Source organism: Roseibium sp. (assembly GCF_051016195.1).
Taxonomy (GTDB): Bacteria; Pseudomonadota; Alphaproteobacteria; order Rhizobiales; family Stappiaceae; genus Roseibium.
Window position 1 is genome coordinate 233,891 of the sequence record NZ_CP134616.1, and the last position, 26,825, is coordinate 260,715.

Annotated in this window: 26 protein-coding genes; 7 read left to right on the forward strand and 19 right to left on the reverse strand. The window is 58.2% G+C overall.

Features of this window, described 5'->3' with window-relative positions:
- The gene (locus RDA78_RS01090) at window positions 1-1,395 is read right to left on the reverse strand and encodes a leucyl aminopeptidase family protein (RefSeq protein ID WP_434053529.1); all 1,395 of its coding nucleotides are present in this window, start codon (window positions 1,393-1,395) and stop codon (window positions 1-3) included.
- A 184-nt stretch (window positions 1,396-1,579) separates the two neighbouring features.
- On the opposite strand from RDA78_RS01090, the gene RDA78_RS01095 reads away from it, so the two are divergent.
- Window positions 1,580-2,362 (forward strand): tetratricopeptide repeat protein, encoded by a 783-nt coding sequence (locus RDA78_RS01095; protein WP_434053530.1) that lies wholly within the window; start codon window positions 1,580-1,582, stop codon window positions 2,360-2,362.
- 53 nt (window positions 2,363-2,415) lie between these two features.
- On the opposite strand, the gene RDA78_RS01100 is transcribed toward RDA78_RS01095, so the two are convergent.
- From RDA78_RS01100 to RDA78_RS01145, 10 genes are all read right to left on the reverse strand, one after another.
- A complete protein-coding gene (locus RDA78_RS01100) occupies window positions 2,416-3,114 on the reverse strand; it encodes an RraA family protein (RefSeq protein WP_434053531.1) in 699 nt (232 codons plus the stop codon).
- A gap of 181 nt (window positions 3,115-3,295) precedes the next feature.
- A complete protein-coding gene (locus RDA78_RS01105; RefSeq protein WP_434053532.1) occupies window positions 3,296-4,279 on the reverse strand; it encodes a type II secretion system F family protein in 984 nt (327 codons plus the stop codon).
- 9 nt (window positions 4,280-4,288) lie between these two features.
- Window positions 4,289-5,308, reverse strand: coding sequence for a type II secretion system F family protein (locus RDA78_RS01110; protein WP_434053533.1), 1,020 nt, complete (start codon window positions 5,306-5,308; stop codon window positions 4,289-4,291).
- A gap of 7 nt (window positions 5,309-5,315) precedes the next feature.
- Window positions 5,316-6,839 carry a CpaF family protein gene (locus RDA78_RS01115; RefSeq protein WP_434053534.1) on the reverse strand — a complete coding sequence of 508 codons (1,524 nt, stop codon included), beginning with the start codon at window positions 6,837-6,839 and terminating at the stop codon, window positions 5,316-5,318.
- Window positions 6,840-6,869: 30 nt separating this feature from the next.
- Entirely contained in the window at window positions 6,870-8,177 is a 1,308-nt protein-coding gene (locus tag RDA78_RS01120; protein WP_434053535.1) for an AAA family ATPase, read from the reverse strand.
- An 8-nt stretch (window positions 8,178-8,185) separates the two neighbouring features.
- A complete protein-coding gene (locus RDA78_RS01125; RefSeq protein ID WP_434053536.1) occupies window positions 8,186-8,899 on the reverse strand; it encodes a CpaD family pilus assembly protein in 714 nt (237 codons plus the stop codon).
- A 10-nt stretch (window positions 8,900-8,909) separates the two neighbouring features.
- Window positions 8,910-10,319, reverse strand: a complete 1,410-nt coding sequence (locus tag RDA78_RS01130; RefSeq protein ID WP_434053537.1) for a type II and III secretion system protein family protein — start codon at window positions 10,317-10,319, stop codon at window positions 8,910-8,912.
- Between the two features lie 38 nt (window positions 10,320-10,357).
- Window positions 10,358-11,125: a Flp pilus assembly protein CpaB gene (gene cpaB / locus RDA78_RS01135; RefSeq protein WP_434053538.1), complete on the reverse strand. Its 768-nt coding sequence runs from the start codon at window positions 11,123-11,125 to the stop codon at window positions 10,358-10,360.
- 459 nt (window positions 11,126-11,584) lie between these two features.
- Window positions 11,585-12,100: an A24 family peptidase gene (locus tag RDA78_RS01140; protein ID WP_434053539.1), complete on the reverse strand. Its 516-nt coding sequence runs from the start codon at window positions 12,098-12,100 to the stop codon at window positions 11,585-11,587.
- Between the two features lie 142 nt (window positions 12,101-12,242).
- On the reverse strand, window positions 12,243-12,491 hold the full coding sequence (locus tag RDA78_RS01145; RefSeq protein ID WP_434053540.1) for a Flp family type IVb pilin: 249 nt from the start codon (window positions 12,489-12,491) through the stop codon (window positions 12,243-12,245).
- Window positions 12,492-13,018: 527 nt separating this feature from the next.
- Here RDA78_RS01145 and RDA78_RS01150 point away from each other — a divergent pair.
- The 5 genes from RDA78_RS01150 (at window position 13,019) to RDA78_RS01170 (ending at window position 17,272) form a co-directional block, all read left to right on the forward strand.
- Complete coding sequence (locus RDA78_RS01150; protein ID WP_434053541.1) at window positions 13,019-13,396, forward strand: pilus assembly protein N-terminal domain-containing protein; 378 nt, start codon at window positions 13,019-13,021, stop codon at window positions 13,394-13,396.
- Window positions 13,397-13,464: 68 nt separating this feature from the next.
- Window positions 13,465-13,977 (forward strand): TadE/TadG family type IV pilus assembly protein, encoded by a 513-nt coding sequence (locus RDA78_RS01155; RefSeq protein ID WP_434053542.1) that lies wholly within the window; start codon window positions 13,465-13,467, stop codon window positions 13,975-13,977.
- The gene (locus RDA78_RS01160; protein WP_434053543.1) at window positions 13,961-14,575 is read left to right on the forward strand and encodes a TadE/TadG family type IV pilus assembly protein; all 615 of its coding nucleotides are present in this window, start codon (window positions 13,961-13,963) and stop codon (window positions 14,573-14,575) included. Before RDA78_RS01155 ends, RDA78_RS01160 begins: the two co-directional genes overlap by 17 nt.
- A gap of 118 nt (window positions 14,576-14,693) precedes the next feature.
- The gene (locus RDA78_RS01165; RefSeq protein WP_434053544.1) at window positions 14,694-16,106 is read left to right on the forward strand and encodes a bifunctional enoyl-CoA hydratase/phosphate acetyltransferase; all 1,413 of its coding nucleotides are present in this window, start codon (window positions 14,694-14,696) and stop codon (window positions 16,104-16,106) included.
- Window positions 16,107-16,108: 2 nt separating this feature from the next.
- Complete coding sequence (locus RDA78_RS01170; protein WP_434053545.1) at window positions 16,109-17,272, forward strand: acetate/propionate family kinase; 1,164 nt, start codon at window positions 16,109-16,111, stop codon at window positions 17,270-17,272.
- A gap of 17 nt (window positions 17,273-17,289) precedes the next feature.
- Here the strand turns inward: RDA78_RS01170 and RDA78_RS01175 are convergent, their stop codons facing one another.
- Window positions 17,290-18,219 carry a phosphate/phosphite/phosphonate ABC transporter substrate-binding protein gene (locus RDA78_RS01175; RefSeq protein WP_434053546.1) on the reverse strand — a complete coding sequence of 310 codons (930 nt, stop codon included), beginning with the start codon at window positions 18,217-18,219 and terminating at the stop codon, window positions 17,290-17,292.
- Between the two features lie 89 nt (window positions 18,220-18,308).
- Between RDA78_RS01175 and RDA78_RS01180 the strand changes: the two genes are divergently transcribed.
- Window positions 18,309-18,941 carry an HAD family hydrolase gene (locus tag RDA78_RS01180; protein ID WP_434053547.1) on the forward strand — a complete coding sequence of 211 codons (633 nt, stop codon included), beginning with the start codon at window positions 18,309-18,311 and terminating at the stop codon, window positions 18,939-18,941.
- A gap of 12 nt (window positions 18,942-18,953) precedes the next feature.
- On the opposite strand, the gene RDA78_RS01185 is transcribed toward RDA78_RS01180, so the two are convergent.
- From RDA78_RS01185 to RDA78_RS01215, 7 genes are all read right to left on the reverse strand, one after another.
- Window positions 18,954-19,982, reverse strand: coding sequence for a histone deacetylase family protein (locus RDA78_RS01185; RefSeq protein WP_434053548.1), 1,029 nt, complete (start codon window positions 19,980-19,982; stop codon window positions 18,954-18,956).
- Between the two features lie 67 nt (window positions 19,983-20,049).
- The gene (locus RDA78_RS01190) at window positions 20,050-21,048 is read right to left on the reverse strand and encodes an aldose epimerase family protein (RefSeq protein WP_434053549.1); all 999 of its coding nucleotides are present in this window, start codon (window positions 21,046-21,048) and stop codon (window positions 20,050-20,052) included.
- A 64-nt stretch (window positions 21,049-21,112) separates the two neighbouring features.
- A complete protein-coding gene (locus RDA78_RS01195; protein ID WP_434053550.1) occupies window positions 21,113-22,612 on the reverse strand; it encodes a phosphomannomutase/phosphoglucomutase in 1,500 nt (499 codons plus the stop codon).
- Between the two features lie 61 nt (window positions 22,613-22,673).
- Window positions 22,674-23,186 (reverse strand): retropepsin-like aspartic protease family protein, encoded by a 513-nt coding sequence (locus RDA78_RS01200; RefSeq protein WP_434053551.1) that lies wholly within the window; start codon window positions 23,184-23,186, stop codon window positions 22,674-22,676.
- A gap of 245 nt (window positions 23,187-23,431) precedes the next feature.
- Window positions 23,432-24,061 carry a uracil phosphoribosyltransferase gene (gene upp, locus RDA78_RS01205; protein ID WP_306141257.1) on the reverse strand — a complete coding sequence of 210 codons (630 nt, stop codon included), beginning with the start codon at window positions 24,059-24,061 and terminating at the stop codon, window positions 23,432-23,434.
- 288 nt (window positions 24,062-24,349) lie between these two features.
- Window positions 24,350-25,228, reverse strand: coding sequence for a DUF2306 domain-containing protein (locus tag RDA78_RS01210; RefSeq protein WP_434053552.1), 879 nt, complete (start codon window positions 25,226-25,228; stop codon window positions 24,350-24,352).
- Between the two features lie 352 nt (window positions 25,229-25,580).
- A complete protein-coding gene (locus tag RDA78_RS01215) occupies window positions 25,581-26,822 on the reverse strand; it encodes a DUF1688 family protein (protein ID WP_434053553.1) in 1,242 nt (413 codons plus the stop codon).
- Window positions 26,823-26,825 lie beyond the last annotated feature (3 nt).

Consider the following 26,825-nt stretch of genomic DNA (forward strand, 5'->3'; position numbering starts at 1 on the left):
TTATTGTGAGATGGCATATCGCTCGGAGATGACGTCGAAGAGACACCTGATCCCTTGCGCTTCGCCGCCTGCGGTCTTGCCCGGCCTGTCCGCCGGTGCCCAGCCGTAGATGTCGAAGTGCACCCAGCTTTCGGTATTCTCGACGAAGCGGGACAGGAACAGGGCGGCGGTGATCGATCCCGCAAAACCCGTGCCCGACGTGTTGATGTGATTGATATCCGCAACCTTGCTGTCGAGATATTTCATGTAAGGCTGCCAGAGCGGCAGACGCCACAGGGGATCGGCCGACGCTTCCGCGCAAACGGCAATGTCATCGGCAAGGCTCTCGTCGTTGGTGTAGTAAGGGGGCAGATCCGGTCCAAGGGCCACGCGTGCCGCGCCGGTCAGGGTCGCCATATCAATCATCAGATCCGGCGTTTCCTCGTCGGCGAGCGCGAGTGCGTCGCCCAGGACGAGCCTGCCTTCCGCATCGGTGTTGCCGATCTCCACGCTCAGACCCTTGCGGCTTGCCAGCACGTCGCCCGGACGGAACGCGCTGCCAGCAACCGAATTTTCAACACATGGCACGATCACACGCAGGCGCACGGGCAACCCGGCGGCCATGATCATCGAGGCGAGCCCGAGCACATTCGCCGCCCCGCCCATGTCCTTTTTCATGAGCGACATGGAATTGCCCGGCTTCAGGTTCAATCCGCCTGTGTCGAAGACGACCCCCTTGCCGACCAGGGTCACCTTGGGATCGGTTTCCCTGCCCCAGGTGAAGTCGGCCAGTCGCGGTGCCCGCGAACTGGCCCGGCCGACCGCATGCACCATCGGGAAATCTTGCTTCAGAAGGTCGTCACCGACCACGATGCCGCCCGTGCCGCCATTTTCGTGAAACAGGTCTGCGACGGCCGCAGCAAGTTCCTCCGGCCCAAGGTCATTCGCGGGCGTGTTGATCAGATCACGTGCAAGCTGCACGCCATCCAGAATGACGCCGATTCGGTCCAGATCGACATCAGCGCCGACGCCGAGCCTGGAGACCTTGCCGGAGGGTTTCAGGTAGCGGTCGAAGCGGTAGGACGACAGGCCGAACCCGAGCGCTGCCTGTTCGGGATCCGGAAATCCGCCTGCAAGGACGTAGTCCCCTTTCGGCAGGCTTTTCACGAGCGCACCAAGCGCAAAGGGATGCGGCAATCCACCCTCTTCGACGCCGAAAAGAACCACCGCACCGTCGCCCTTTGCCCGCGGGATGATCAAGGATGACGCCGGTTTTCCGGTGAACGCGTTGAAATTGCACCATTCGCCCGCACTGTCCTCGAGCTCAGAAAGAGTGCTTTCAAGCGACGCCTCCGTGACCGCTATGATCGGGGTTGCCTCGGGCAAGTCGGATTTGCGGGCCAGGGATTCGCGCACGTTTGAAACTCCGTGAAAAGGGATTGTCTGCCTCCAGAGGTAAGCCGCCTTCGCGAAAGACGCAATACGGGTGCAAAAGCACCGGCCTTTCTTGCAAATCGCAACGATGCTTAACCATCCATTAGGGTTAATTATTTATTTCTCTAAAGGACCTTCACAGCTGCGGACAACAAGGATGTTGAAAATGCAAGCGCCCAGAACAGGATCCGTCTCACGCCGCAAAAGAGTGGCATCGGCGCTCGTAGCCTTGACTGCACTTGCGCTGGTGACCGGATGCGCATCGAACAAGTCCAACACCGGCACCTATTCTCCCGCCAACGGGACCCACACCGTCAGCCCGGGATCCAATCTGGCGCGTGCAGAGGTTTCCAAGTGGGCCAAAAGTTACGAAAAGGACCGCAGCAACCGGACTGCAATCCTCGGCTATGCCAATGCTCTCAACCAGAACGGCCAGATAGAACAATCGCTGGCAGTCCTTCGCGCAGGTGTCATCGCGCACCAGAAAGACCGGGAGATTTCCTCCGCCTACGGCAAGATTCTCGCGATGAACGGTCGTTTCGACGAAGCCCTCAACGTGCTCCGCCGTGCGCAGCGTCCCGATCTGCCTGACTGGAAGATCATGTCGGCGGAAGCGGCGATCTATGACCAGACCGGCAAGCACGAAAAAGCACGCAGCCTCTACAAGCAGGCGCTCAAGATCGCGCCGGATGACCCGAGCCTGCTCAACAATCTCGGATTGTCCTACTTGTTGTCCAACAAACTGCCGGACGCCGAGTACACCCTGAGGCGTGCCGCCAGCCTGCCGGGCGCAGACAGCCGTGTCCGCCAGAACCTGGCCCTGGTCCTGGGTGTTCAAGGGAAATACGACGAAGCCGTCGAGGTTGCGACCTCGGAACTGGATCCGCGCCAGGCGAAGGCGAACATCGCCTATCTGCAGACGATGATGCAACAGCGCCAGCGGAGCTGATTTGGACGCGCACGGCGTAACACTCGGGTTCTGCCTTCGCCTTCAAGCGATCTTCAGTCCCTGATCACCACCCGATCGCTTTCCAGGAGCTCCCCGACCCAGTCGGGGTAGCGCAGTCCGCCTGCGACCCTGTTGTCCTGGGCCTGCTCCGCGGCGCGCACCTTCTCAAGATTGGCAATGACCTCGTCCAGTCTTTCGAACGGAATGACCACCACACCATCCCTGTCGGCAACGATCATGTCTCCCGTTTCGATTTCCTGTCCGCCGATCTGGATCGGCGTGCCGACGGAACCGGGTCCGGACATGTGCGGAGATGCCGGCGTGATGCCGGCGCACCAGACAGGAAGTCCAACCTTTACAATGCCGTCATAGTCGCGCATCGGACCGTCGGTCACAAATCCCGCCGCACCGCAGTTCTTCATCATGCCGGTCAGACCGTCGCCGCCTGCGGCGCAGCCGGTATGACCTGCAAAAGACGAAACCACGACGTCTCCGGGCCGGATGTATCTGAGTGCGGCAAAGGCCGCCAGAACGTCGGCTGCGCCGCAGTCGGCGGTGAGTGCAGGTCCCGCGGCAACGCAATTGAGGTCACGGCCAGATCCGATGGGCGTGATGGTTTGGGACAACGCACCTCCCCCGTAAAGCGCGTCAACCACAAACCCGGTCGATACGCCCTGAAACGATGCGATCTGCTGCTCGGTCGGCCGCCGCATGGACGCCTTTATCGTCAGGACTGGAGGGGCTTCGATCATCTCGATCTCCTTCGCCGTTTACTTGGCATGATCGGCTGTTGTCGAATTCCGCCACCGGATTGGCAAGCCACTTGAAGTGAAACACAGGACGGCAGCAACAAAAAAATCCGCCGGACGTCAGAATCCAGCGGAGTTGTCTTGTTTCGGGATTTCAGTCGCCTGTGCGCGGCTCCGTCTGCCTTTAGAAGCCCTCCAGGTCCATGACCTGCATGACGGCCGGGCTCATGATGATGAAGAACAGGACCGGCAGAAAGAAGATGATCATCGGCACCGTCAGTTTCGGCGGAAGCGACGCGGCTTTCTGTTCGGCAAACAGCATGCGCTGCTCGCGCGTGTCATCGGCCATCGTGCGAATGGCGGTGCCGACCGGCGTACCGTAACGTTCCGCCTGGACAAGCGCCATCATCACGTTCTTCACACCGTCGACGCCTGTCCGCTTGGCAAGGTTTTCATAAGCCGATCGGCGTTCACTCAGATAGGACAGCTCGGCTGTGGTGAGCGACAGTTCCTCGGCCAGATCGACGGACTGGATACCAACCTCTTCCGCGACCCTTTGAAACGCACCTTCGATGGACATGCCCGACTCGACGCAGATCAGCATCAGGTCGAGAGCATCCGGCCAGGCCCGCTGGATGTTGAGCTTGCGCTTGTCGATCTTGTTCTTGAGGAACAGGTTCGGAAGAAACGCGCCGACGCCGGCAACCGCAATGGATAGACACACCTTTGTCACGGTCGGCAACCAGTCAGGGATTACCACCAGCGAATAGAACAGGGCTATGACCAGCAGCACGACCGGAATGGCAACGCGTGCCGTAAGGTAGTAATAGAGCGGCGCCGTTCCGCGATAGCCGGCCATCCTCAACTTGTCGTTCGTACTTTCGTCCGACAGCATTTCCTTGAGGTTCAGCTGATCGACCAGGCTCTTCATCTGCGCCTTCGGCTGATTGCGAAGGGATGCGCGCGCGTCCTGTTGCTGGTTGGCCTGCAAACGGGCCCGCTCCTTGGCCCTGATCTTGTCGCGCTCCAACGCGACGGACTTCATGCGGGTCTTCAGCGTGTCACGCGAAAGGATGGGGGCGACAAGCGAAAAGATCGTACCGGTGACCGCGACCATTGCGAGCAACCCCGCAAGAAACTGGCTCGACGCAATTGATTCGAGATCCATGCTGTCCCCTTAAAAGTCGAAGTTGATCATGTGGCGCATGACCATGATGCCGATGAACATCCAGAACAGACATCCGCCAATGATGATGTTTCCGCCCGTCGTGGTGAACAGCAGGCTGATATAGTCCGGCGCGATCAGGTAGATGATGCCGCCAACACCAAACGGCATTGCACCGATGATCATGGCCGAAGACTTTGCTTCCGAACTCAATGCCTGGATCTTGCCTTTGAGCGATTTGCGGCCACGCAAAACCTTGGACAGGTTGCCAAGTGCCTCGGCCAAGCCGCCACCGGCCTTTTGCTGAATGGCAACGACGATCGCAAAGAAGTTCGCTTCGGCGACCGGCACCCTTTCGGGCAGCTTGGCCACAGCATCCGCCAGCGACAGTCCCATGACCTGCGTTTCCGTGATCTTGCGGAATTCGGTTGCCACCGGCTCGCGGGATTCACGGGCGACCACCTTGATACAGTCCGCAAGCGGCAGACCCGCCTTTACGCCGCGCACGATGATATCCACGCCATTGGGCAGTTCTTGCAGGAACTGGTTGAACCGGCGCTTGCGCTTGTTGCCGACATACCAGCGCGGAAAGCCGAGCCCACCTGCGAAACCGGCTGCGAAGGTGATCCAGATATTGCCGGTGGCAATGAAACCGACCACCAGGAAAATCAGGCAGGACACAATGCTGAAGACGACGAAATGCTTCATTTCCCAGCCAAGACCCGCCTGCTCCATCTTGACCTTCAACGCGACCTTCTGCTGTTTGTGATGTTTGGCCTTCTGCCTTTCCTCGAAGTCCTTGAGCTGATCCTGGATCGATTTCTTGCGGCGGTCATTGTCACGGATCTGCTTCCGCTGCTTTTCGGATTGCGGCCGCGCCGCCACAGCCATCATGCGCTGGTCGCGGCGCTTTGTTCCGGAGAGCGAGGGCGCGAACAGGCTGAAAATCAAACCACCAACGGCGAACATGACAAGGAGGGCAACGGCAATCCCGGTCACCTGTGGGGTCAAAAAGTCTTCAAATCCGGACATCCGCTTCTCATTCCGCTACATAGTCAGGCAGTTCGGCGGCATCGAGTGCCTGTGCCAAACGAGATTCCTCGCCAAAATAACGCGCACGTTCCCAAAATTTCGGCCGCCCGATTCCGGTGGACCGGTGACGTCCGATGATGCGTCCATTGGGATCCTCACCGACAATGTCGTAGAGGAACACGTCCTGCGTCGTGATGATGTCGCCTTCCATTCCGACCACTTCGGTCACATGCGTGATGCGGCGGGACCCGTCGCGAAGGCGGGCGGCCTGGACAACCACGTCGATGGACGACACGATCATTTCACGCAGTGTCCTGGACGGCAGCGAGAAGCCGCCCATCGTAATCATGGATTCAAGCCTGGAAAGAGCCTCGCGGGGCGAGTTGGCGTGGAGCGTACCCATCGAGCCGTCGTGACCGGTGTTCATGGCCTGAAGCAGGTCAAAGGCTTCCGGTCCGCGCACCTCGCCCACGATAATGCGCTCAGGGCGCATACGCAGACAGTTTTTCACGAGATCGCGCATCGTGATCTCGCCTTCGCCTTCCAGGTTGGGCGGGCGCGTTTCAAGACGCACGACGTGAGGCTGCTGGAGTTGAAGTTCCGCGGAGTCCTCGCATGTGATGATGCGCTCAGTGCTCTCGATATAGGCGGTGAGACAGTTCAGAAGCGTCGTCTTACCTGAACCGGTACCGCCGGAAATCAGAACATTACACCTTGAACGCCCGATGATCTGGAGGATCGTCGCCCCTTCCGGGGTTATCGAGCCGAACTTGGTGAGCTGGTCAAGGGTGAGCTTGTCCTTCTTGAACTTACGAATGGTGAGTGCGGGACCGTCAATTGAAAGCGGCGGGGCAATCACGTTCACACGAGAGCCGTCGGGCAGGCGCGCGTCACAGATCGGGCTGGCGTCGTCGACACGTCGGCCGACCTGGCTCACGATGCGCTGACAGATATTCATCAGCTGGGCATTGTCGCGGAAATTGACGCCCGTCTGCTCCACCTTGCCGGCGGTTTCGATGTAGACCGTATGTGCGCCGTTCACCATGATGTCGGCGATGTCGTCGCGCGCAAGAAGCGGTTCCAGCGGTCCATACCCCAGAACGTCGTTACAGATGTCCTCCAGCAGGTCTTCCTGCTCGGCGATGGACATGATGACGTTTTTCAGAGCGATGATATCGTTGACAACATCGCGGATTTCATCGCGGGCGTCTTCGGCATCAAGACGGGCCAGCTGCGACAGGTCGATGGCCTCGACGAGTGCGTTGAAAATCTGCGCCTTGGTTTCGTAGTATTCGTTGTTCTTCTTTTTTGGTGCAGGTGCTGGCGCCTTGGCTTCGGGCGCAGGTGCAGGCTCAGGCGCCGGCGCGGGAGCAGGTGCTTTCTCGCTCTCCACTGGTTTGGCCTGGGCTTCCGGCTCAACGGACGGGGCCGGCGATGGCGTTTCCGCAGACGGTTCCGGCACGCCTCCGGGAACGCCTCCCGGACGTGCTGTCTGCGCTCCAGACGATGAATTGCCGCGTCTTCCAAACATAGCGCTCTTTCAGCTCCGCTTACGAACCAGTTAACCGGACTTTCGTTTCAATTTAGAAAACAAGCCACCCAACCCAGACCGCGATACCTTTGGCGGCTGGACCTTGCCCGAAATGGCATTCGCCAGCTCCTCGAACTGACGCGATACGGCGTGCTTTCCGTCCATTTCACTGATCATCTGGCCGTTGTTTGCCGCTGTTCCGAACAGCTGCGGTTCAAAAGGAATGGCCGCCTGAACTGTCAGCCCGAGTGCGGCCGCAAACTCGTCCGGCTTGATTTCCGGCCGCTTGGGAACATTGACCTTGTTCATAACAAGATGCGGCGCGCGATCGTTGGGACGCAATTGCTTCAACATGTCGACGGCGTTTTTCGCGTTGCGCAGATTCGCCAGATCAGGTTCTGCAACAAGAACAATCTCGTCCACATTCAAAAGCGTGTTCTTGATCCAGGCGTTCCACGTGTGCGGCACGTCGAGAACGACATTGGGCACACTTGCACGCATGGTTTCGAACAACAGCTCGAACGATTTCTCGCTGTGGTCATATGTCCTTTCCAGGGTTGCCGGCGCCGCCAGCAAGCTCAGGTGATCGCTGCATTTGGAAAGGATGCGGTCAAGATAGGTTTCATCGAGCCGGTCGGGCGACGAAATCGCCTCAAACACGCCTTGCAACGGGTCCTGGTTGTAATCCAGACCGGCGGTTCCGAATGGCAGGTCGAGATCCGTCATGACGACTTCGCTCTGGAAGTTTCGTCCCAGCACCCAAGCGCAGTTGTGTGCGATCGTGGAGGATCCGCACCCGCCCTTGATGCCAAAGAACGCCGTTGCCCGCCCCAGGGGCTCGGATTCGGGGTCTGCATAAAGTTCCGCGATCGCGCCGATCAGCTGATAGACATTCACAGGCGCTATCAGATATTCACTCACGCCGCGTGCGATCAGCTCGCGGTAGAGAACAACGTCGTTCATGTTGCCGACCACAATCACTTTCGTGCCTGCGTCGCAATACTCAGCCAGCTGGTCGAGGCTCGTCAGCAGCTCTTCGCGCTGGCCGTTGGTCTCCACGATGATCAGGTTGGGAGTTGGCGCCTGCGCAAAAACATCGACTGCAGCGGGTATGCCACCCATTTCCAGCTTAAGATGCGCTTTCGCCATTCGGCGGTCTTCCATGGCCGTTTCGGCAACATGCATGGTCGCATCGGTCAGACAGAAACCGTGAACGGTGATCCTCGGTACAGACCCAATATTCGCCGATTCCTCGGTACCCGCATACTGGTTTTCAGCAGGTTCCGACATAGGATCGAGATAGCCCGGCGTGTCCTGTAATTCTGCGTTCGTGCTCATTCTTCCACCTATTCTGAGACTTCAGCCCCGACACCTTGCGTGTATGTGCTGGTCGTGTCGGAGCCCGTGCGGTAGTTATCGATCACGACAGCGCGCCGTGCCTGATCAGCCGGTGTTGACGCTCTGGGCGTCAACAGGTCCGAGGGATTATCGACCATTGCCGCAAGGTTGGACTGCGTCGCACAACCGAAGTTTTCGTATTCGGTGTTTTCACCGACGCCGCCGCCGATGTTCTTCGGCCAGGCACCGCAAGGCCCGGCGGTCGCCTGCATCGCCGCGTAAGACAAGCGGATCGGCGCTTCTGCCTTGGGATCCTGCACCGCGTAGGTTCGTGTCGAGATCCGTGACTTGCTGACACCACCGCGCTGGAGAGCGTGCCTGATGTCACCGGTCACCGCGTGGACGGCGGCTTCGTTGGCACCACCCGACGGCACGAGAATTTCAACAGACCCGTTTCCCTTTCTGCGGGACTCAACCGCGAATGCGGTGATCGTCCCTTCGATCGGGCCGTACAGATTGCGCGTATTCTGCCCTATCGGAAGATCCAGCGTCTCAGGCTCCTCGGTAATGACGATCGGGTGCCTGTAACGGTAGTCATGCGAGGCGAGCAGCTCCGCGTTGCTCTGGTTCCTGTTCTGGCAGCCTGCTACAGCCAGGCATCCCGCGAACAGGAGGAGGGATTTGGATACGGCAGATAACCGGACTGTCTTTTTCGTCTTCATCCGTCCGTCCTCACTTGTAGATAAAGCCGACCTGGCCGTGGTATTCGCTTTGAACCACGTCACCTGTCGGATTGAAGATTTTGTTCAACCGGTTCAAGAAGATGGTTTCCGCGTCAGAGGGCGGCAGCAAATTCTTGTCGGGCCGTACGACCTTGTTCCGTGCGATCGGCCGGACCACGTAGGGCGTCACGAAAACCGTCAGCTCGGTCTGATCGCGCAGGAAGTCGCGGCTCTTGAAGAGTGCTCCGAGAATCGGGATCTGCATCAGTCCGGGAATGCCCTCGATCGACTGCTGATAGGATTCCTGCAGCAAACCGGCCATGACGAGCGTACCGCCGGACGGCAACTCGACAGTTGATTCAGCCCGCCGGACCTTCAAAGCGGAAATGGTGATCCCGCCTGCACTCACCGCACCTTCGTTGCTGAGCTCGCTGACCTCCGTCAGGACCCGCAGGCTGATGCGGCCTTCCGAAAGAACGACAGGCGTGAAGTCCAGACCGACACCGAATTTCTTGAATTCCACGGTGACCGTGTTGTCTTCCTGGGCGATGGGGATCGGGAATTCGCCACCTGCCAGGAAGCTTGCGTTTTCGCCGGAGATAGCCGTCAGCGTCGGTTCTGCAAGCGTCCGGATGACGCCTTCCCTTTGAAGGGCCTCGATTTCCGCGTTGATCGAGGCGGCGCCGCTCAGAAAACTTACCCCTGCAGTGGCCTGGTTGACGATCGACGGATTGACATTGAAACCCGGCTGGTTGCTGAAGCTCGGCGTGAAGTTGCCGGTGCCGACACTTCCGTTGAACTGGACGCCGAGCTGCTTGATGATCGACCGCTCCACCTCGGCCACCGTGACTTTCAGGTGAACCTGATCCTTGCCTTCGACGGTAATGAGATTGACGACGTCGGTTGCATTGTCGTCGCCCTGGAAACGCGCGGCGATGTCGGCGGCCTGCTGCGCCTCCAGCGTGCTTCTGGCAGTGCCGCTCAGGATGACGTTGCCGTTGACCGATTCAGCTGAAATGTTCGAACCAGGTATGAGTTTCCGAATGATCCGGGCCAGGTCCGATGTATCGCTTTCCACGCGGATATCAAAACTTGCCAGCTCACGGCCACTGCGACTGAACAGGACCAGCCTGGCCTGCCCGGCCGTGTTTCCGAGAACGAAGATCCGCCGGGGTGTCCTGAGCACCGCATCGGCGATTTCCGGGTTGGAAATCAGAACATCCGCAGCGTCTTCGGCCAAATTGATAACAACCGAACGGCCAATGCCGACATTGAGTATCCGCCCGCTTACGCGTTCTCCAGAGGCCACATGAACTTGACTCGGAAAGTTGCTTTGTGCCTGCGCTGCCGGTGCTGTCAACGATAGCGAGCCCGCCACGATCACAGCTGCTGCCGCAAGTCTGAGAACAAGGTTTTTCATCGCGCCCCTCATGCTTGAGGTCTTCGTCCGATCCGCTTTCATCTCGAGACCTTCTTGCTGGTGATGCCGTACTTCACGTAACTCACATCGTTACGGCGGCCTTTGTCTTCTTCGGCGTCGTCAGCCGAATCCTGTGCGCTGCGCAGTGCCAGGGAAATCGTTCCTGTCTGCTGTGCCTGCGCGACGACTTCCGATTCCGCCAGCGTGAGCTCCAGGGTTGCCGTCTTCTTGGGCGAGAGGTTCTTCTGGTCCTGCTCGCCGGCCGTGGTCGCGTCGATCGCCAGGACCCGCTTGTTTTCAAGGATGGTCTCGCTGAAGACGAAATCGTCGAGGTTCCGCGTCAGAATGAGATCAACCTTGTCGCCTGGAAGAATGAACCCTCCGGCGGTCGTTTCCTCTTCCACGCTGACCGCAATCGCGCGCTTGCCCTTGGGCAGGATCGCCGACATGAAGCCCTTGTCGGTGTTGATCAGCCGCTCGGGCCGGATCGGTTCGCCGGCAAAAATCGGCGCCTTGGCGATACGGCCCACGAATTCCTTCTCCGCAGTCGGGTCGGATTTCTTGGTAACGGACCCCCGCGGGAGAGCCTCTTCAGGCCAGTCGGCCCAGGCGAAGTTGTCGTTGGTCAGTTTCCCGCCGAGCGGAATGTCGACGTCCGCGACGAGAACCTTCACCTTCGATGTCTCGACAGGAGCCTGAACGATTTGGGGAGCGGGTTCGCCGCCACCAGACAACATGACCATGCGGAATGCCAGCAGACCTGCTACCACCGCGACGACCAGTACTAAGATTCGAGCGAATTTCATGGCAAAAACCCAATGATCCTGTGCGCATTTGCGTTTCGTGAGGACAGGATGACGGGTAATTGGTCAAAACATGGTTAATCAGGAGTAGAAGTTTTTGGTTAATTTCCGTTAACTTTACTAAAAATCATCTAAATCGCTTTCAATTTGCGAAAAACTGGACGCTCGGGATCGAATACGCAGAAGCGATGAACTGCCATCTTTGGCACTTTTTCGGGAAAACAGTCAGGCAACGCTGCGAGGGCAAAGCCGGGGGCGTGACACTTGCGTCAAGTGCCTCAACGGCATGTTCACAACGTCAATTCCTGCGGAATGCCGCACCTGCAAGCCTGCCGCCGATGCGATGACAGTGCGAAAGCAGCTTCATTTCATGGGAATTTCATGTTGATGATTCGCCTGCAAGGCATCTCAGTCAACACGGACAGGCCTTGTCAGCAGTTGCAATCAGCCTGTGGGGTGATTCTAAAGACCAGACCCGATCATCTGGAACCAGGCCGTCATCGGATAGATTTGAAGGCCGGCAATTGCAATCGCTATCCCATAGGGTATCCCGCTCTTGCGGTCATGGAGACGAACGATCCATTCCTGCCTTGCCAGCGGATTGGGCAAGACGACGTTGGTGCGCATATAGAGCAGCCCCATCGTCAGGAACATCCCGTAAACCGATACGAGCAGCACAAAACCTGCGAGTTCCGGTGTGAACCCGATCCAGAGAGCGATCGCAGTCAGGAATTTGGCGTCACCGCCTCCCATCCAGCCAAGCGTCCAGAACAAGAAGCAGACCGGAAAAACAACAAGTGCTCCGAGTGCATGGGTCCCCCAAGCTGCCAGCGGCAGGCCGCTCGCAAGGGAAAGAAGGACAAACCCCATAATAAGAAGAATGGACACCCGGTTCCGAATGGTCATTGTCAGCAGATCCGAGGCGCCGCCGAACGCGACCAGCATCGGATAAACGACCAAAAGTGCAGCTTCGAGCATGAAGCACCCGTTTCTTGTTTCAACGGGACGATTGTATTTGGGCCAGGTTAACGAAAGACGGACAGGTCAATAAAAAACGGGCGGTAAACCGCCCGTTTTCGTTTCAAAGCACCTGACATGGTGCCGCAAAGTCTGCCGACGATTACTTGATCGATTCGTCGAGCTTGCCAGCGATGTTGCTGAATACGGCAGTCAGGGACGTACCGGCCAGTGCAACAGCGGCGATGATGACGATGGACAGAAGACCAGCGATCAGGCCGTATTCAATTGCAGTTGCGCCAGATTCGTCTTTTGCGAAACGGTTCATAAGAGATTTCATTGTATTTGCTCCAAGTACCACTGAGTTGACAGCTTCAAGTTCGCCAGATCTTTTTTTGGTCCGTTCGAACATGAACTCACCCTAGGGCTCAGAGCTTTCCAACCAGTTAAAGTGACCTCAGAAACCGGCATTAATCGTGATATGTTTAACTATAGTTAAAAATTGGTATAGATAAAAAACAGTTAAGGCATGCATGATCTAGAAGTATTCCCGTAAATCTTTTTAATTTTTTCTTCATGTATTCTATTTCCAACCCGCTTTCTGATTACTATTTCAAATTTCCTCCAGGCGTCACGTGTTGAATATTAAAGCCCCACACGAATAGGGAATCGGATTCACGCGTTTGATCGTATTTCTTTCGGATCTGTTTCGAAAATCATCTCAAAACAATTCGAACACGCCATGCATCTGCACACTCCTGCGCGCAAATTCCAATTTTCGTCGCGTTAGCACATCGTTCACCACGTTTGCGGCATCATCTCGAAAGACCCGACTCAAATGGAGTATTCATAAGCATGTTTATGAACCTAATCAGATGGACTGGCGTGCTTGTGTTGGCAGTTCAAGCAAGCACCGCAATGGCTCAGGATGGACCGGTAATGGTTACAGTGGACCGCGCCAAGATCTTCCGCATTGAAGACGGGGCGTCTGCCGTGATTGTCGGCAACCCGTTCATAGCGGACGTCTCGCTGTTCGACGACACCACGGTCGTCGTCACCGGCAAGAGCTACGGCACGACCAATCTCGTCATCCTGGACGCCGACAGCAAACCGATCGTCGATGAAGTCATAACAGTACGCGCTGCGGACGACGACGTGGTCGCCGTTTACCGCAAATCCATGCGCACATCGCTTTCCTGCAGCCCAAGCTGCGAACCGACGTTGCGACTTGGTGATGGCCTGGAAGCCTTCAAGAACGCCGCTGACCAGGCGACCAACAGGAACTCGCTGGCGGCCGAGGCTGCAGGCGTCGAATAACCGCCCAGAAACGTGAGAGAACGATGATTGGCAGACTGAGACACATGCTCCTCCCCGGCAAAAGAAAGATGAAGTCTTTCGCGAAGGACCGGGACGGTGTGACCGCAGTCGAGTTCTCCATGGTGGCTCTGCCATTCTTCATCATCGTTTTCGGCATCATCGAAGTCGGCGTGTCGATGTTCGTGAACCGTATGGTCGACAACTCCGTCATCAGCGCCGCCCGGTTGATCAGGACCGGCCAGGCGCAGACCAGCGGGTTGACGGCAGAGCAATTCAAGACCCAGATCTGCGAATTCATGCCGTCGTTCATGTGCGATGCCGACCGCATCGTCATCGAAGTCGACAGCGTCGGGTCGTTTGCTGACGCGGGATCAACCGACAGCCTTTACGATGCCGACGGCAACCTCAAGGATGACGACGATCTCGCCTACAACATCGGCGGCGCCGGAAACATCGTCATCGTCAAGGTGATCTACAAGTGGCCGATGATGACCTCGGCGCTGAACCTTGCGCTGGATGACAACGGCACTGAACGCTATCTCACTTCAACGTTGGTATTCCGCAATGAACCCTGGGAATGATGTCAGACAAGGCTTCCTTGACACGAAGCAAATCGCATCCGGCACCACGAAGAGGCTGTGCAAGGACGAAAGCGCCGTTTCCGCGGTGGAATTCGCCATGATCCTGCCCTTCATGTTCCTGCTACTGATCGGCATGACCGAACTGGCAGAGGCGCTGAACCAGGATCGGAAAGTCAGCCGCATCGCCAACTCAATCGCCGACTTGATTGCCCAGGAAGAAGGCGTTTCGACCGGAGACCTGGACTCCCTGCTTGTGATCGGCGAGAAAATCCTCGATCCCTACCCCGCAGACGATCTGCAGGTCATCGTGGCGAGCATCACGTTCGATGAAGATGGCGATGCCACTGTCGACTGGAGCCGGGACACGGCCGGTACAGAGCCATGGTCCTCGGGAGCCGTGCCGCCGATCACGCTTCCAGGGACCGTTGCAGTTCCAAACTCCTCCATCGTTGTGGGCCAGACGAACCTGACCTACACACCGAGTTTTACGGGTTTGTTCACAGGAATCTTCAACTGGAGCCCGTCTGCGCTCGATCTCAGCGACACCTATTATCTTTCGCCGCGCATCACCGGCACGGTGACCTGCAGCAATTGTTGAGCTGAGCGTTATCCGCCGATAACGAAACTTGCGTGTTTGTATCGTCGTACAATCAGGTTAATCTCACCAAGGAATGTTGCGCTGCAATATTCCTTCGACAGCCTGAGTGGGACGACCGATGCCGACAAACAAGACCTTTGAACAAATCAATGTGGGCGATACCGCGGAAATCGTGCGCGAGTGCTCGAGCAACGATCTGCTGGTTTTTGCGCATGCCTCCGGAAATCACAATCCGATCCACCTGCCTGACACCGACTGGACCGGCGACGGAGTAGTCGACAAGCCCGTCGCACCAGCGATGTGGGTCGGTTGCCTGGCGTCGGCTGTTCTCGGCAACATTTTGCCCGGCCCCGGCACCGTCTACCGCTCCCAGTCCTTCCGTTTTCTCGGTGCCGCCGCCGTTGGCGATCAGTTGCACGTCAAGGTCACGGTCACGGAAAAAAGGCCGGACAAAATTATTGTTTTCGATCTGACGGTTACCCGTGGCGATGGTGTCCGGCTGGTGGAAGGCGTTGCCGAAGTCAAGGCTCCGAGCGAAACCATCGAATTCGATTCGAGCAACATCCCGGCCCTGCTGGTTCAGCGGCATCGCCATTTCAACAAAATGATCGAGCTCGCGAAAACGCTTCCCGCGTTGCCGACCGCGGTCGCGGCACCCGACGACCCCAACTCGCTTGATGGCGCGTTGATGGCCGCGCGGGAAGGTCTGATTCACCCGATCCTGATCGGTGCGAAGGACAGGATCGAAAATGCGGCGAAAGAACTCGGTGAAGACATCAGCGCCTACGAGCTGATTGATATCGAAGACGAGATGGAGGCCGCAGGCCGCGCCGTGGCACTTGTGCATGAAGGCAAGGTGAAGGCGGTGATGAAGGGTCATCTTCATACGGACCACCTGTTGCATCACGTCGTGAAGCGCGACGGCGGCCTGCGCACGAAACGCCGCATCAGCCACGTGTTCGCCATGGACATACCGGGCCGCAAGACACCGGTTCTGATCTCCGATGCCGCAATCAACATCACACCTGATCTGAACACCAAGGTGGACATCACTCAGAACGCGATCGACGCAGCGCTTTCCATCGGACTTGAGACGCCGCGTGTCGGTATCCTGTCTGCGATCGAGACGGTCAATCCGGCTATCCCCTCCAGTCTCGACGCAGCCGTGCTTTCGAAAATGGCCGAGAGAGGACAGATCACCGGCGCGATCGTGGATGGCCCGTTGGCCATGGACAACGCGATTGACGTGCAGGCCGCGCGGACCAAGGGCATTACGTCGCTCGTCGCCGGCCACGCGGAAGTTCTGATCGTGCCGAACCTTGAGGCCGGCAACATGCTCGCGAAAGAACTCACATTCATCGCACACGCGGAGGCCGCCGGTCTGGTGATCGGCGCCAAGGTTCCCGTGATGCTGACCAGCCGCGCCGACGACGGGCGGGCGCGCCTTGCCTCGTGTGCACTCGCAATGCTTTACATGCACTGGCAGACAACCGGCGGCCCCGCCGGGATCCTGGACCGCGAGGCAGACTGAACATGGCCCCGGTCATCCTTGTCCTCAATTCCGGGTCATCGTCGATCAAGTTCAACCTCTACGCCGGAACACGAACGGAACTGTCGGGTCAGGTCTCCGGGCTTGGTGCGACCCCGCGTCTCAGCCTCAAGTCGCACGTTGCGGCATTGTCAATTGACCGTGAACTTGCCGCCGACGTGGGCCGCAGCCACCGTGATGCCCTCACCGCATTGCTGCCGCTTCTGGAGGCGGCGCTGAAGGGACGACATGTCGATGCCGTCGGTCACCGGGTCGTGCACGGCGGGACGCGCCATACCCAGCCGGTGCGCATCGATGCGGAGATACTTGACGAGCTCAAAAAGCTCGAACCTCTTGCTCCCTTGCATCAGCCGCATAACATCGCCGGTATTCTTGCTGCCCAGGACGCCTTTCCGGAGGCGGTGCAGACTGCCTGTTTTGATACCGCTTTCCACCGCAAGCACCCTTGGGTGAACGACACATTCGCCCTCCCCAGATCGTATTACGAAGAAGGCGTCAGGCGTTATGGCTTCCATGGCCTTTCATACGAATATATCTGCGACTATCTGAAACGAACCGATAAGGACGCCTACAGCGGCAAGGTCATCGTCGCCCATCTCGGCAACGGCGCGTCCATGTGCGCCATCCGAAACGGCCAGAGCGTCGGCTCCACCATGGGTTTCACCGCGCTGGACGGGTTGCCCATGGGCACACGCTGCGGCCAGTTGGACCCGGGCGTTGTGCTGTATCTGCTGACGACCAAGGGCATGTCGCCGGACGAGGTTTCGGACCTGCTTTACACGAACTCGGGCCTGAAAGGTCTGTCCGGAATCAGTCAGGACATGCGCGAGCTCTCGCAGAGCAGCGAGCCGCGCGCCAAGGAAGCAATCGACTATTTCGTGTTCCGCATCCGCCGGGAACTCGGCGCCATGGCCGCGGTTCTGAGCGGCCTCGATACATTTGTCTTTACGGGCGGCATCGGCGAAAACGCCGCGAACATTCGCTCACGCGTGTGTGCGGATCAGGACTGGCTCGGAATGGCACTGGATGAAAGCAAGAACGACGAAAACCAGATCGACATAAGTACGGACGATTCGCGCATCAACGTGCTTGTCATTCCGACGAACGAGGAGGAAATGATCCGCAGGCACACCGAAAGACTGATGTAAAGGCTGGCGGCGTGGTCTCAATCGCGCGCGAGCACCTTGGCAAATGCGTCCTCGTAGGTTCTGAGCACGGGCCTGTAGTCTGCGTGCACGACCGGTTCGAACCCTCCGGGCAGATCCGGTTCGATGGCAAGGTAGGCGTCGGGCGCTTCGCGGCGCAGATCCATCAGGCCGGCGCGAAGACGTCGCTTGAGCGCATCCGGCAGGTTTTTGGCAACCACGTGCGCCGAGTAAGGGATGGGTGGTGACCGCCAGACGATTTCAAGCTCACTGAACCCCTTTGCGCCTGACACGTAATAGTCGTTCAACGTTCCCGCCGTGAACCCGTTTTTGGCCTCACCCGCCAGGCTTGACCAGGCAAGCGCGGCCTGAACGCGACCGTCAAGGATCGCCCGCAAACCGTCAAGCGGGTTCTGGACTTCAACCAGGGTCTGAAAATGCGCGCGCGCGTTCACACCATCCGCGGCCAGATTTGCAAGCGGGACCCGATAGGCAGCCACCGCATGCTTGTGGCCGACGGCAAGCCGCGTTCCCTTCAGGGCTTCAAGCGACGTGTTCTGTGAACCGCGCCGACTGACCAGAATTGCGTAGTAGCGAGCCGGAAAATCATCGGGTCCGGCGGTCACGAGCGGTTCGACACATTCACAGATCCTGTGCGCGGCCGCGTATGCGGACGGTGACAGACGGACATAGTCGATCTTTCCATCGACTATACTCTCGATCGCATCTCCCAGTGTTGACAGCAAAAAAAGATCGACGGGCAGATCAACGATGTTTTCCATGGCAAGCCGAAAGGGTTCCACGCGCTCGCGCGCGGTCTCATCAGCGGCTACCACAATTCCGAGACGCAGACGTTCCGGCATCGCCTCGGGGGACTCGGCGATTGCGGCACTTGCCCAGCCAAACGTGCAAAGAATCACTGCAACAATTTTCACAAACCTGGTCAGCAAGGCCACAGTCCTGTCATAAACCTTTGAGTAAGTTGCGAAAAATTCCCGGTACGGTCTTTCACTCAAACAGCACTAAATTGGATCGATTTATGAACAATTCTATCACGACGGTTGTCTTCGATATAGGTAATGTGTTGCTCGAATGGAATCCTGAACATCTTTATCGGAAACTCATTCCCGACGCGTCAGCCCGAAAGCTGTTTCTCGATACCGTCTGTACCGCCGACTGGAACCTGCAGCAGGACCTCGGCCGCACCTGGGAGGACGCAGTCCAGTCCCTGTCAGCCGAGCATCCCGACAAGGCTGACCTGATCTCCGCCTACTCACAGCGGTGGCATGAAATGGTACCGGGAGAAGTGCCCGGCGTCAGAAAACTGCTTGTGGAGCTGAAATCAGCCAGCACACCCCTTTACGCGATCACGAATTTCTCGTCTGAAAAATTCGTAGAGGCTCAGGACCGGTTTCCGTTCCTCAAATCGAGCTTTCTGGACATCGTCGTGTCGGCAGAGGAACGGCTTGTGAAACCCGATCCACAGATTTACCGCGTGCTCTTCGAGCGCAACGGGCTGGTGCCGGAAACCTGCTTCTTCATCGACGATTCACTCGCCAACGTCGAGGCAGCGCGGAGCGTCGGCATGGCAGTGCACCACTTCCAGTCAGCAGCGGCGCTCGAGGATGAACTCAGACAGCTTGCACTGCTGCCCGCCGGCGAAGCCGGCTGAAGCCCGGCTTTCTCAATCCGAAAAGCCTTCCAGCACATTGACGCAGTTCGTCCCGAGTTCATCGACGGCGTAACCACCTTCAAGGACGAACAGGGTTGGTACGCCCACTTTCGCAAGACGTTGGCCGAGCAGGAAGAAGTCGTCGCTCTTGAACCTGAAGCCGGCGATCGGATCCTTCTCGAAACAGTCCAGTCCCAGTGAGACGATCATGGCATCGGGTTTGTAAACCAGCAGCCAGCGGCAGGCCTCTTCCAATGCCGGAACATAGTCTTCCCATTGTGTTCCGTGCGGCAAGGGCCAGTTGCGGGTAAAGCCTGTTCCGGCATGTTCGCCGGTTTCGTCGGCATATCCCAGGAAGTAAGGATACTCCACCTTCGGGTCCGCGTGGATGGACAGAAACAGAACGTCCGGCCGATCGTAAAAGAGCGCCTGCGTGCCGTTTCCGTGGTGATAATCGACATCCAGAATGGCGATCCGGTTCATTCCGCCGTCACGCAGATATTGGGCCGCCACGGCCGCATTGTTGAAAAAACAATAGCCGCCGAAGAAGTCGAAACCTGCGTGATGACCCGGCGGACGGCACAGCGCGAACGCAGAACTTTCGCCCTCCAGCAATAGTTTCGCCGCGCTCAGCGCTGTATCCGCCGAAGCCCTGGCGGCGGCGAAGGTGTGCGCGCCCAGGGGCGTTCCGGCATCCATCGAGTACCGGCCGAGCAGTCCGTCGATGTGCTCGATCTCGACATCCTGGCGCAGGCTTCGAATGGGCCACACGAAGGGGAACGCTTCCTTGGTCCGGCCTGCATCCGTCCATTTGCCCCAGAAACTCTCAAGGAAAGCAACATAATGCGGGGCATGAACCCGATGGAGACACCGCATCGGGAAGTTTTCAGGAGGGACGACTTCACCGAGGTTGCGCTCCTGCACCGCCTTGAGAACGAACTCGGCCCGGGAGGGTATTTCGACCGCCGGTTTGAGTTCGCCATCCGAGATTTCCTGCAGCGGTGCATGCGCAAGCTGAAGGTCAGAAAAAACCGTTTTCATGATCTGTCCCTTCTGTTGCCAACTTTTCGGTGTGCCACTGCCTCAGACAGGTTCAATGTAACCCATCTCAGGAAAAACGGAATTCCGTAACATGCGTGTAGGTTTCGGACGGATGCAGCAGGACCGGCGTGAAATCCGGCCTGTTTATGCTGTCCGGCCACCTCTGCGCCTCGAGGCACAATCCGGCATGCGCTCCGTAGGATTTGCCACCCAAGCCGGGCACGGGGATGTCGAGGCGCGCAGCGTCATAGAGCTGTAGTCCCGGCTCTGTCGTCCAGACCTCCATGCGTCGCTCGCCGTCCTTGTCCTCAAGAGCCGCTGCAAACTCGACACCTTGCCGCGGTTCATTCGCCAAACAGAAATTGTGATCGTAAACGACATCCTCCTCGCCCGATCTGCGTTTCAACCTGCGCCCATCCCGAAAATCATAAGGCGTCCACTCAACCCTCCGGACCTCACCCGTCGGGATCAGGGCATCATCGACCGGAAGATAGTTTTCTGCGGCAACTTCAAGACTGTGACCCAGAACATCAGGCCCGCCATCGAGATTGAAATAGCTATGCTGGGTCAGGTTGACAGGCGTGGTCATGTCGGTGGTCGCCGTAAACTTCACCCGCAACGCGCCCGTTCCGGTCAATGTATATCGCACCAGGGCCTCGACGCACCCGGGATACCCCATCTCACCACCTTCAGAAACGAGTTTCAGCAAGACACTCGCCTTGTCGCTCTGTTCCAGCTGCCAGTTCCGGCTCGAAAAACCGGATGCTCCACCGTGCAGGTGGTTTTGTCCGCCGTCGTTGAGGTCCAGCTGATACGCCGTCCCGTCAATTGCCATCCGGCCTCCGGCAATGCGGTTGGCGCACCGGCCTGCGACCGCGCCGAAATAAGGGGAATGATCAAGATAGCTTTGAAGGTTTTCAAAGCCGAGAACAACAGACTGGCCATCGACTTTCAGATCGCGAATGATCGCACCGAAGGTCAGCACGGAAGCCTCGAGTTGCCCCTTTTTCAAGGTGACTTCCCGAACGGGTGCGCCGTCCGGCAACGTGCCGAATTCACTGATCATGCATTCTCCCGGGAAACCCGTCTGCCCGCCGCAAAGTGACCGCGACCGAAGTGCAAAGCAAGTCCTAAATCGTCTGGTTGTATTCGCCGACCTCGGTGTTTTCTCGAAGAATTCCGTCCACGGCCTTGAACATCTCATGGAGGCGTTCTTCAGAGACCGGGCTTTCCACGACGACGACCAGCTCCGGCTTGTTGGAAGACGCACGCACCAGGCCCCAGGTTCCGTCGTCGCTCACGACCCTGATGCCATTGACGGTGATCAGATCGGTGATCGCCCTGCCTGCAATCGTTTCCCCGTTTTCCTTCATCTGCTTGAAACGGGAAATGACCCGGTCGACGACATCGTATTTGACCTCGTCCGCGCATTTCGGCGACATGGTGGGCGAGCCCCAGGTCTTGGGAAGAGCACGGCGCAGGTCCGCCATCGACTTGCCGGGGTTCCTGTCCAGCATGTCCAGGATCGCGATTGCCGATACCAGACCATCGTCATAGCCGCGCCCGATCGGCGCATTGAAGAAATAGTGACCCGATTTCTCGAAGCCGACGATTGCATCAAGCTCGTTGACACGGCGCTTGATGTAGGAATGTCCCGTCTTGAAATAATCGGTCTTCGCACCGTTGGCCTGCAAAACGGGATCGGTGTTGAAGAGGCCGGTCGACTTCACATCAACGACAAACTGGCTTCCGGGGTGAAGCGCAGAAATGTCACGCGCGAGCATGACGCCGACCTTGTCGGCGAAAATTTCCTCACCTTCGTTATCGACCACACCGCAACGGTCGCCGTCGCCATCGAACCCCAATCCGACTTCCGCGCCGACTTCCAACACCTTGTCGCGCAGGGCATGCAGCATCTGCATGTCTTCCGGGTTGGGGTTGTAGCGCGGAAAGGTATGGTCGAGTTCGGCATCGAGTGGAATGACTTCAGCACCGAGCGCCTCCAGGATGTTCGGTGCGAAAGCGCCCGCTGTGCCGTTGCCGCAGGCCGCCACGACCTTGATCGGGCGCTTGAGCTTCGGCCGGTCCGTGAGTTCCCTGGCATAGATATCGGCAAACCCGTCAACGAAGCGGTAGCTGCCGCCGCCCTTGAGATCAAAAGCCGCCTCCAGAACAATTTCCTTCAGCCGACCCATTTCCTCCGGCCCGAATGTCATTGGCCGGTCGATCCCCATCTTGACACCCGTCCAGCCATTGTCGTTGTGCGAGGCCGTGATCATGGCAACCGCAGGCAAATCCAATGCGAACTGGCCGAAATAGGCCATCGGCGACAAGGCGAGACCGATGTCGTGCACGTTGACGCCCACAGCAAGGAGACCATTTATGACCGCCATCTTGATCGATGCGGAATAGCCGCGGAAATCGTGACCGACAACGATGTCCGGACGGACGCCGCGTTCGTGAATAAGGGTGCCGATCCCCATCCCCAGGGCCTGCATGCCCATCAGGTTGATCTCTTTTTCAAACAGCCAGCGCGCGTCGTATTCACGAAAGCCCGTCGGCTTCACCATCGGCAAGCTTTCATATTCAAGCGTGTTCGGCGTCAGGCTCGGGAGGGGTTTGGGAAACATCAATTCCTCACATTGCATTAAAAACTATGGTCGGCACCTGCATGCTGGCGTCCGGGCAGCATCACTGGACAAGCACGAGAGTACCACTGGAAATATCGAACCGCTTCAGTTGGCCCAGCGCAGACATGCCAAGCAGCGGCACTCCGAGACTGTCGTCCTTCAGAACGATAGCATCGACATTGCGGAACCGGATAGCGCCAATCTTGATCTTGTCGATAACGGCTCGTGCGCCGTAAACGGTTCCGTTTGCCGTGCCGATCGGATGCTTGTAGTCGGATGACGACAGGAAAATTCCGATGTCGCTGGCAACCGAGGCAGGCAGGGCGGTCAAGGTCGCGCCGGTATCGACAAGCATATCCACCCCGCGCCCGTTCAGATAGGCGTCGGCGACATAGTGTCCGCGTCGATCGACGGAAATCCGGTGGCGTCTCGGGCCGGCGCTTTCTTCCTCGTCTTCGCGCTCCCGTTCGGCGTGCTTAGTCCGGTCGGAAGCTCCGAGCCGCGCTTCAACGAGGCTCGGCACCACGGGTGCCAATCCGACGAGCAACAGCAGAATGACGAGGTATCGCAGCATGAGGTAACCAGGGTCCTTCCAACGGACGCCCGGCTTACCACAGTTTCCTTAGCGGCCTGTAAAGCCAATTCAGACGATTTGATCTGCGAGGCCTTGAATGTCTTCGCGGCGCGGCGCGCTCGACTATGCGCCGGTCGCGGTACAGGCCAGCGCGCCCGCAGCCACGCCTTCGGCAGACGCTCGACTGCCACGACGAGATCCAGATTGATGGAGCCAAAGACCGTGATCATGACCGATCCGCCCGGTTACTTGGTGCCGTACATCCGGTCGCCAGCGTCACCAAGACCTGGAACGATATAGCCTTTTTCATTCAGCTTTTCGTCGATCGCCGCTGTGTAGATCGGCACGTCCGGGTGCATCTCGTTGAATTTTGCAACACCTTCCGGTGCCCCGAGAAGGCACAGGAAACGGATATTGTTGGCGCCGCGTTCCTTCAGTTTCTGAACCGCGGCGATCGCGGAATTTGCGGTGGCCAGCATCGGATCGACAACGATCACCAGGCGCTCGTTCAGGTCTTCCGGTGCCTTGAAGTAGTACTCGACCGGCTGCAGCGTGTCGGGATCCCGGTAGAGGCCAATATGCGCGACCCGCGCCGAGGGAACGAGTTCCAGCATGCCTTCCAGCAAGCCGTTGCCTGCACGCAGAACCGAGGCGAAGACGAGTTTCTTACCGGCCAGGGTCGGCGCCTGCATCTCGGCAAGCGGCGTTTCGATGGTCTGGCGAACCAGCGGCAAATCACGGGTGACTTCGTAGCACAGAAGCGTTGAGATCTCGCGCAGAAGACGTCTGAACCCCTGGGTCGACGTTCCCTTGTTGCGCATGATGGAGAGTTTGTGCTGGACCAGCGGATGACTGATGACATTGGCTCCGGACATAGAAGCAGACCTTTCGTAACACTTTGCCGCCAATTGCGAACTCAAGAGATTGATGTCAAATGGCTTTCCGGCTTTGTTTTTTGCTTTTGGCAACCCCTGCGATTGCCGAAAGCGACCCGTTGGACGTGACCTTGGCGCGTATCGGACCGCAGTTTCAACAGCTACCCCTATAAAGCCGTTCTTACCTTGGTAGCACGAGGAAAGAAAATACAAAAAGCAGCAAACGGAACTCATCGCCCAAGCTGTGAAAAAGCTCATGCGCCCGGTGAACATCACCGGGCCGCACCGCTATCCGCGAAAACCCAAAACCCGTGTCCGCTCGCCGATTGCAAAGTATGCTTGCCGCGAGCGGTTTATCGCCCGCATGGGGTATCCCGTTTCCCTTGGGTGCCTTGCAGACGTCGGCGTCCTGATTGTCTGCGCGGACGTTCTTTCTCTTCGGTCTCTCACCCGCGCCACGATCCACTCGCCAATGCCCCAGTTAATGAGGAATGTCGCGACAATTGTGATGGCGTATTGAAGTGAAATGGCCTCAAAACTCCATTCGGCCGATCCGGCAATTGCGCCGGACGCCAGCAAAAGGCGCGCCGTCACGACCATGGCAAGGTAGGCATAGCTGCGAATTATCCAGGCAATGTGCCGCTCCAGATCACCGGACATGATCGCCTGAACGGCAACGATGGTTGCAAGGCACCAACCGGCAGCGCCGGCCGTATAGGCAATGCTGGTCAACAGCATGTCGTGGTGCAGGCTCCATGCCAGCGGGACCGCCGTCGTAGACGCGATAGCGGACGCGATCACGTAGGCCTTTCCAAGGATCGCATGCCAGCGCGATGTACCTCCACGCAGCAACAGAAGGAATTGGACGGCGCCGCTGACCATGGCGACGATCCCTGCAATACCGTGCGCAAAAAAAGGCAGTTTCGGATGCGCCGCAGCCATCTTGAGGAACATGGACGTTCCGTAGACAAGTGGAAAAGTTTCCTCTACCTGGGCACCCAACTGCCACCCAACGTAAAAGACCATTTTCCAGATCATGAAGGCTGCGAAAACCAGGCAGAAGAGCAGCAAAAGAGCCGCCAAGATCCGCAAGACGTTTTGCCTGGGTGCCAGGTTCTGCAACATGAAAACGCTAGAATTGGCGAAGCTGATAGGTGCTGGTCGCATCAGAATGTCCTCGTCGGTGTTCAACGCGGCAGACAAATTGCCGTCCTTGAGGTCAATCTGTGCGATAAGGGCTCGGTTTCCCTGTGATGCGGGACACTCCAAAAGTACCAAGAAACCGGTGCGGCACGATTTAAGGAAGAAACACGCCTGAAACCCGGATCGTCGGGAGACTGCATGTCAACGTGCCGGCCGGACGTGCGAAAGCCTTGCCTGTCTGCAAATTCCGACCGACACGTCTCGCTGCGCAAACCTCAAGTGGGTGACACGCAAATACGGTGACGGGAGACTTGTTGCCGGCAGCACAAAACCCGCCGTCAGCGGGAGCACTCCCGTTACAAACCGTCTTGGGGACCTACGACCCGAAGGGCAACCAGAAAACACCCCCGGGATTGAGGAAACGACCGAGTTTTTGCAACTCCCCGTCAGATTGCTGCAGGGCGCGTTCGCCGGCACGGCTTGTTCCGCCTTCGAGAATGCAGGTCAGGGGCAATTGCTCTTCCGGCACCTCAAGCTCCGCCCTCAAGAGATCCGCGAGCCTGTCGGTCAAGGCTGTGGTCACGCCGCGGATTTCAACCATCCTGTCGCGAACGCCATCCTCCGTCGGGGCTTCCGGGCCGTCCTTGATCTTCAACACGCCTGAACGGACAAACAATGCGGCATGCATGTCGTCCGCAGGTGCCGTCAGAAGCTCGAGATCCGCGACCTCCAGACCAGCCCACGCATAGGGTTCCACGAGCGAATAGACCATTTCCTGGGCCGCCAGATGAAACGGATAGACGACCGCACCATCTGCTCCCGTCAGCGGCGAATGCGCAAAGCTGTCTCCCAGCGTGATCTTGCCGCTTTCCGCTCCGCCCGGCCAGACGGGTGCAAGCGATTCAAGCAGCCTGTCCAAAAGGCTTTGTGCGCTGACAGCACCGTCCGCCTCTCTTGCTGCCCGAACCATGAGCAGGCCCGGTCGCGTAAAGTAGCCTTCCGAAAAGAGATCGGACCGCAGCGCCAACGCCTCTCCGAGGCGCTTGAGATGCGTCTGCATGGCCTCCAACAGATCCGTGTCGTCCTGAAGGTCCCATTGCAGTCCGGATGCGAGTTCGTCCTTTTCCATGCGGATGAGCGTTTCCGCATCAACACGGAACGGGTCCGTCATTTCGCTCGAAAATGACCCGGCGGTGAACATGTGGAACGCCGCGAGCGCCGATGCGTGTTTGCCGGAGACGCGCGTTCCCGTCATGGGATCTTCGAACAACCAACCGGGAGGGTGCATCGTTTTCATGTAAGCGGTCAGGATCGCAAGGTCGGCGGCGGCGGTCAGCATGTGCTCCGCCCCTTCGAACGCCCGTGCATCCGCAAGAGCGGCCCAGCGGTCGATGCCGCCCGCCTCGAAATCCCGCCAGACACCATAGGGCGGGATATGGAAATCGGGATAGGAACCCTTGGTGGTTTCGAGCAGCGTCAACAGGGCATCGCCAAGCCGCGACAAGTCCACCTGAACATGCTTGAGTTTCATGTCGGTGGCAAGATCGAGCAGATGATGCGCGCGGCGGCGAATTTCGCGCGGATCAAAGACTGCCAGTACCGAACTCTCCTTCGTCATATG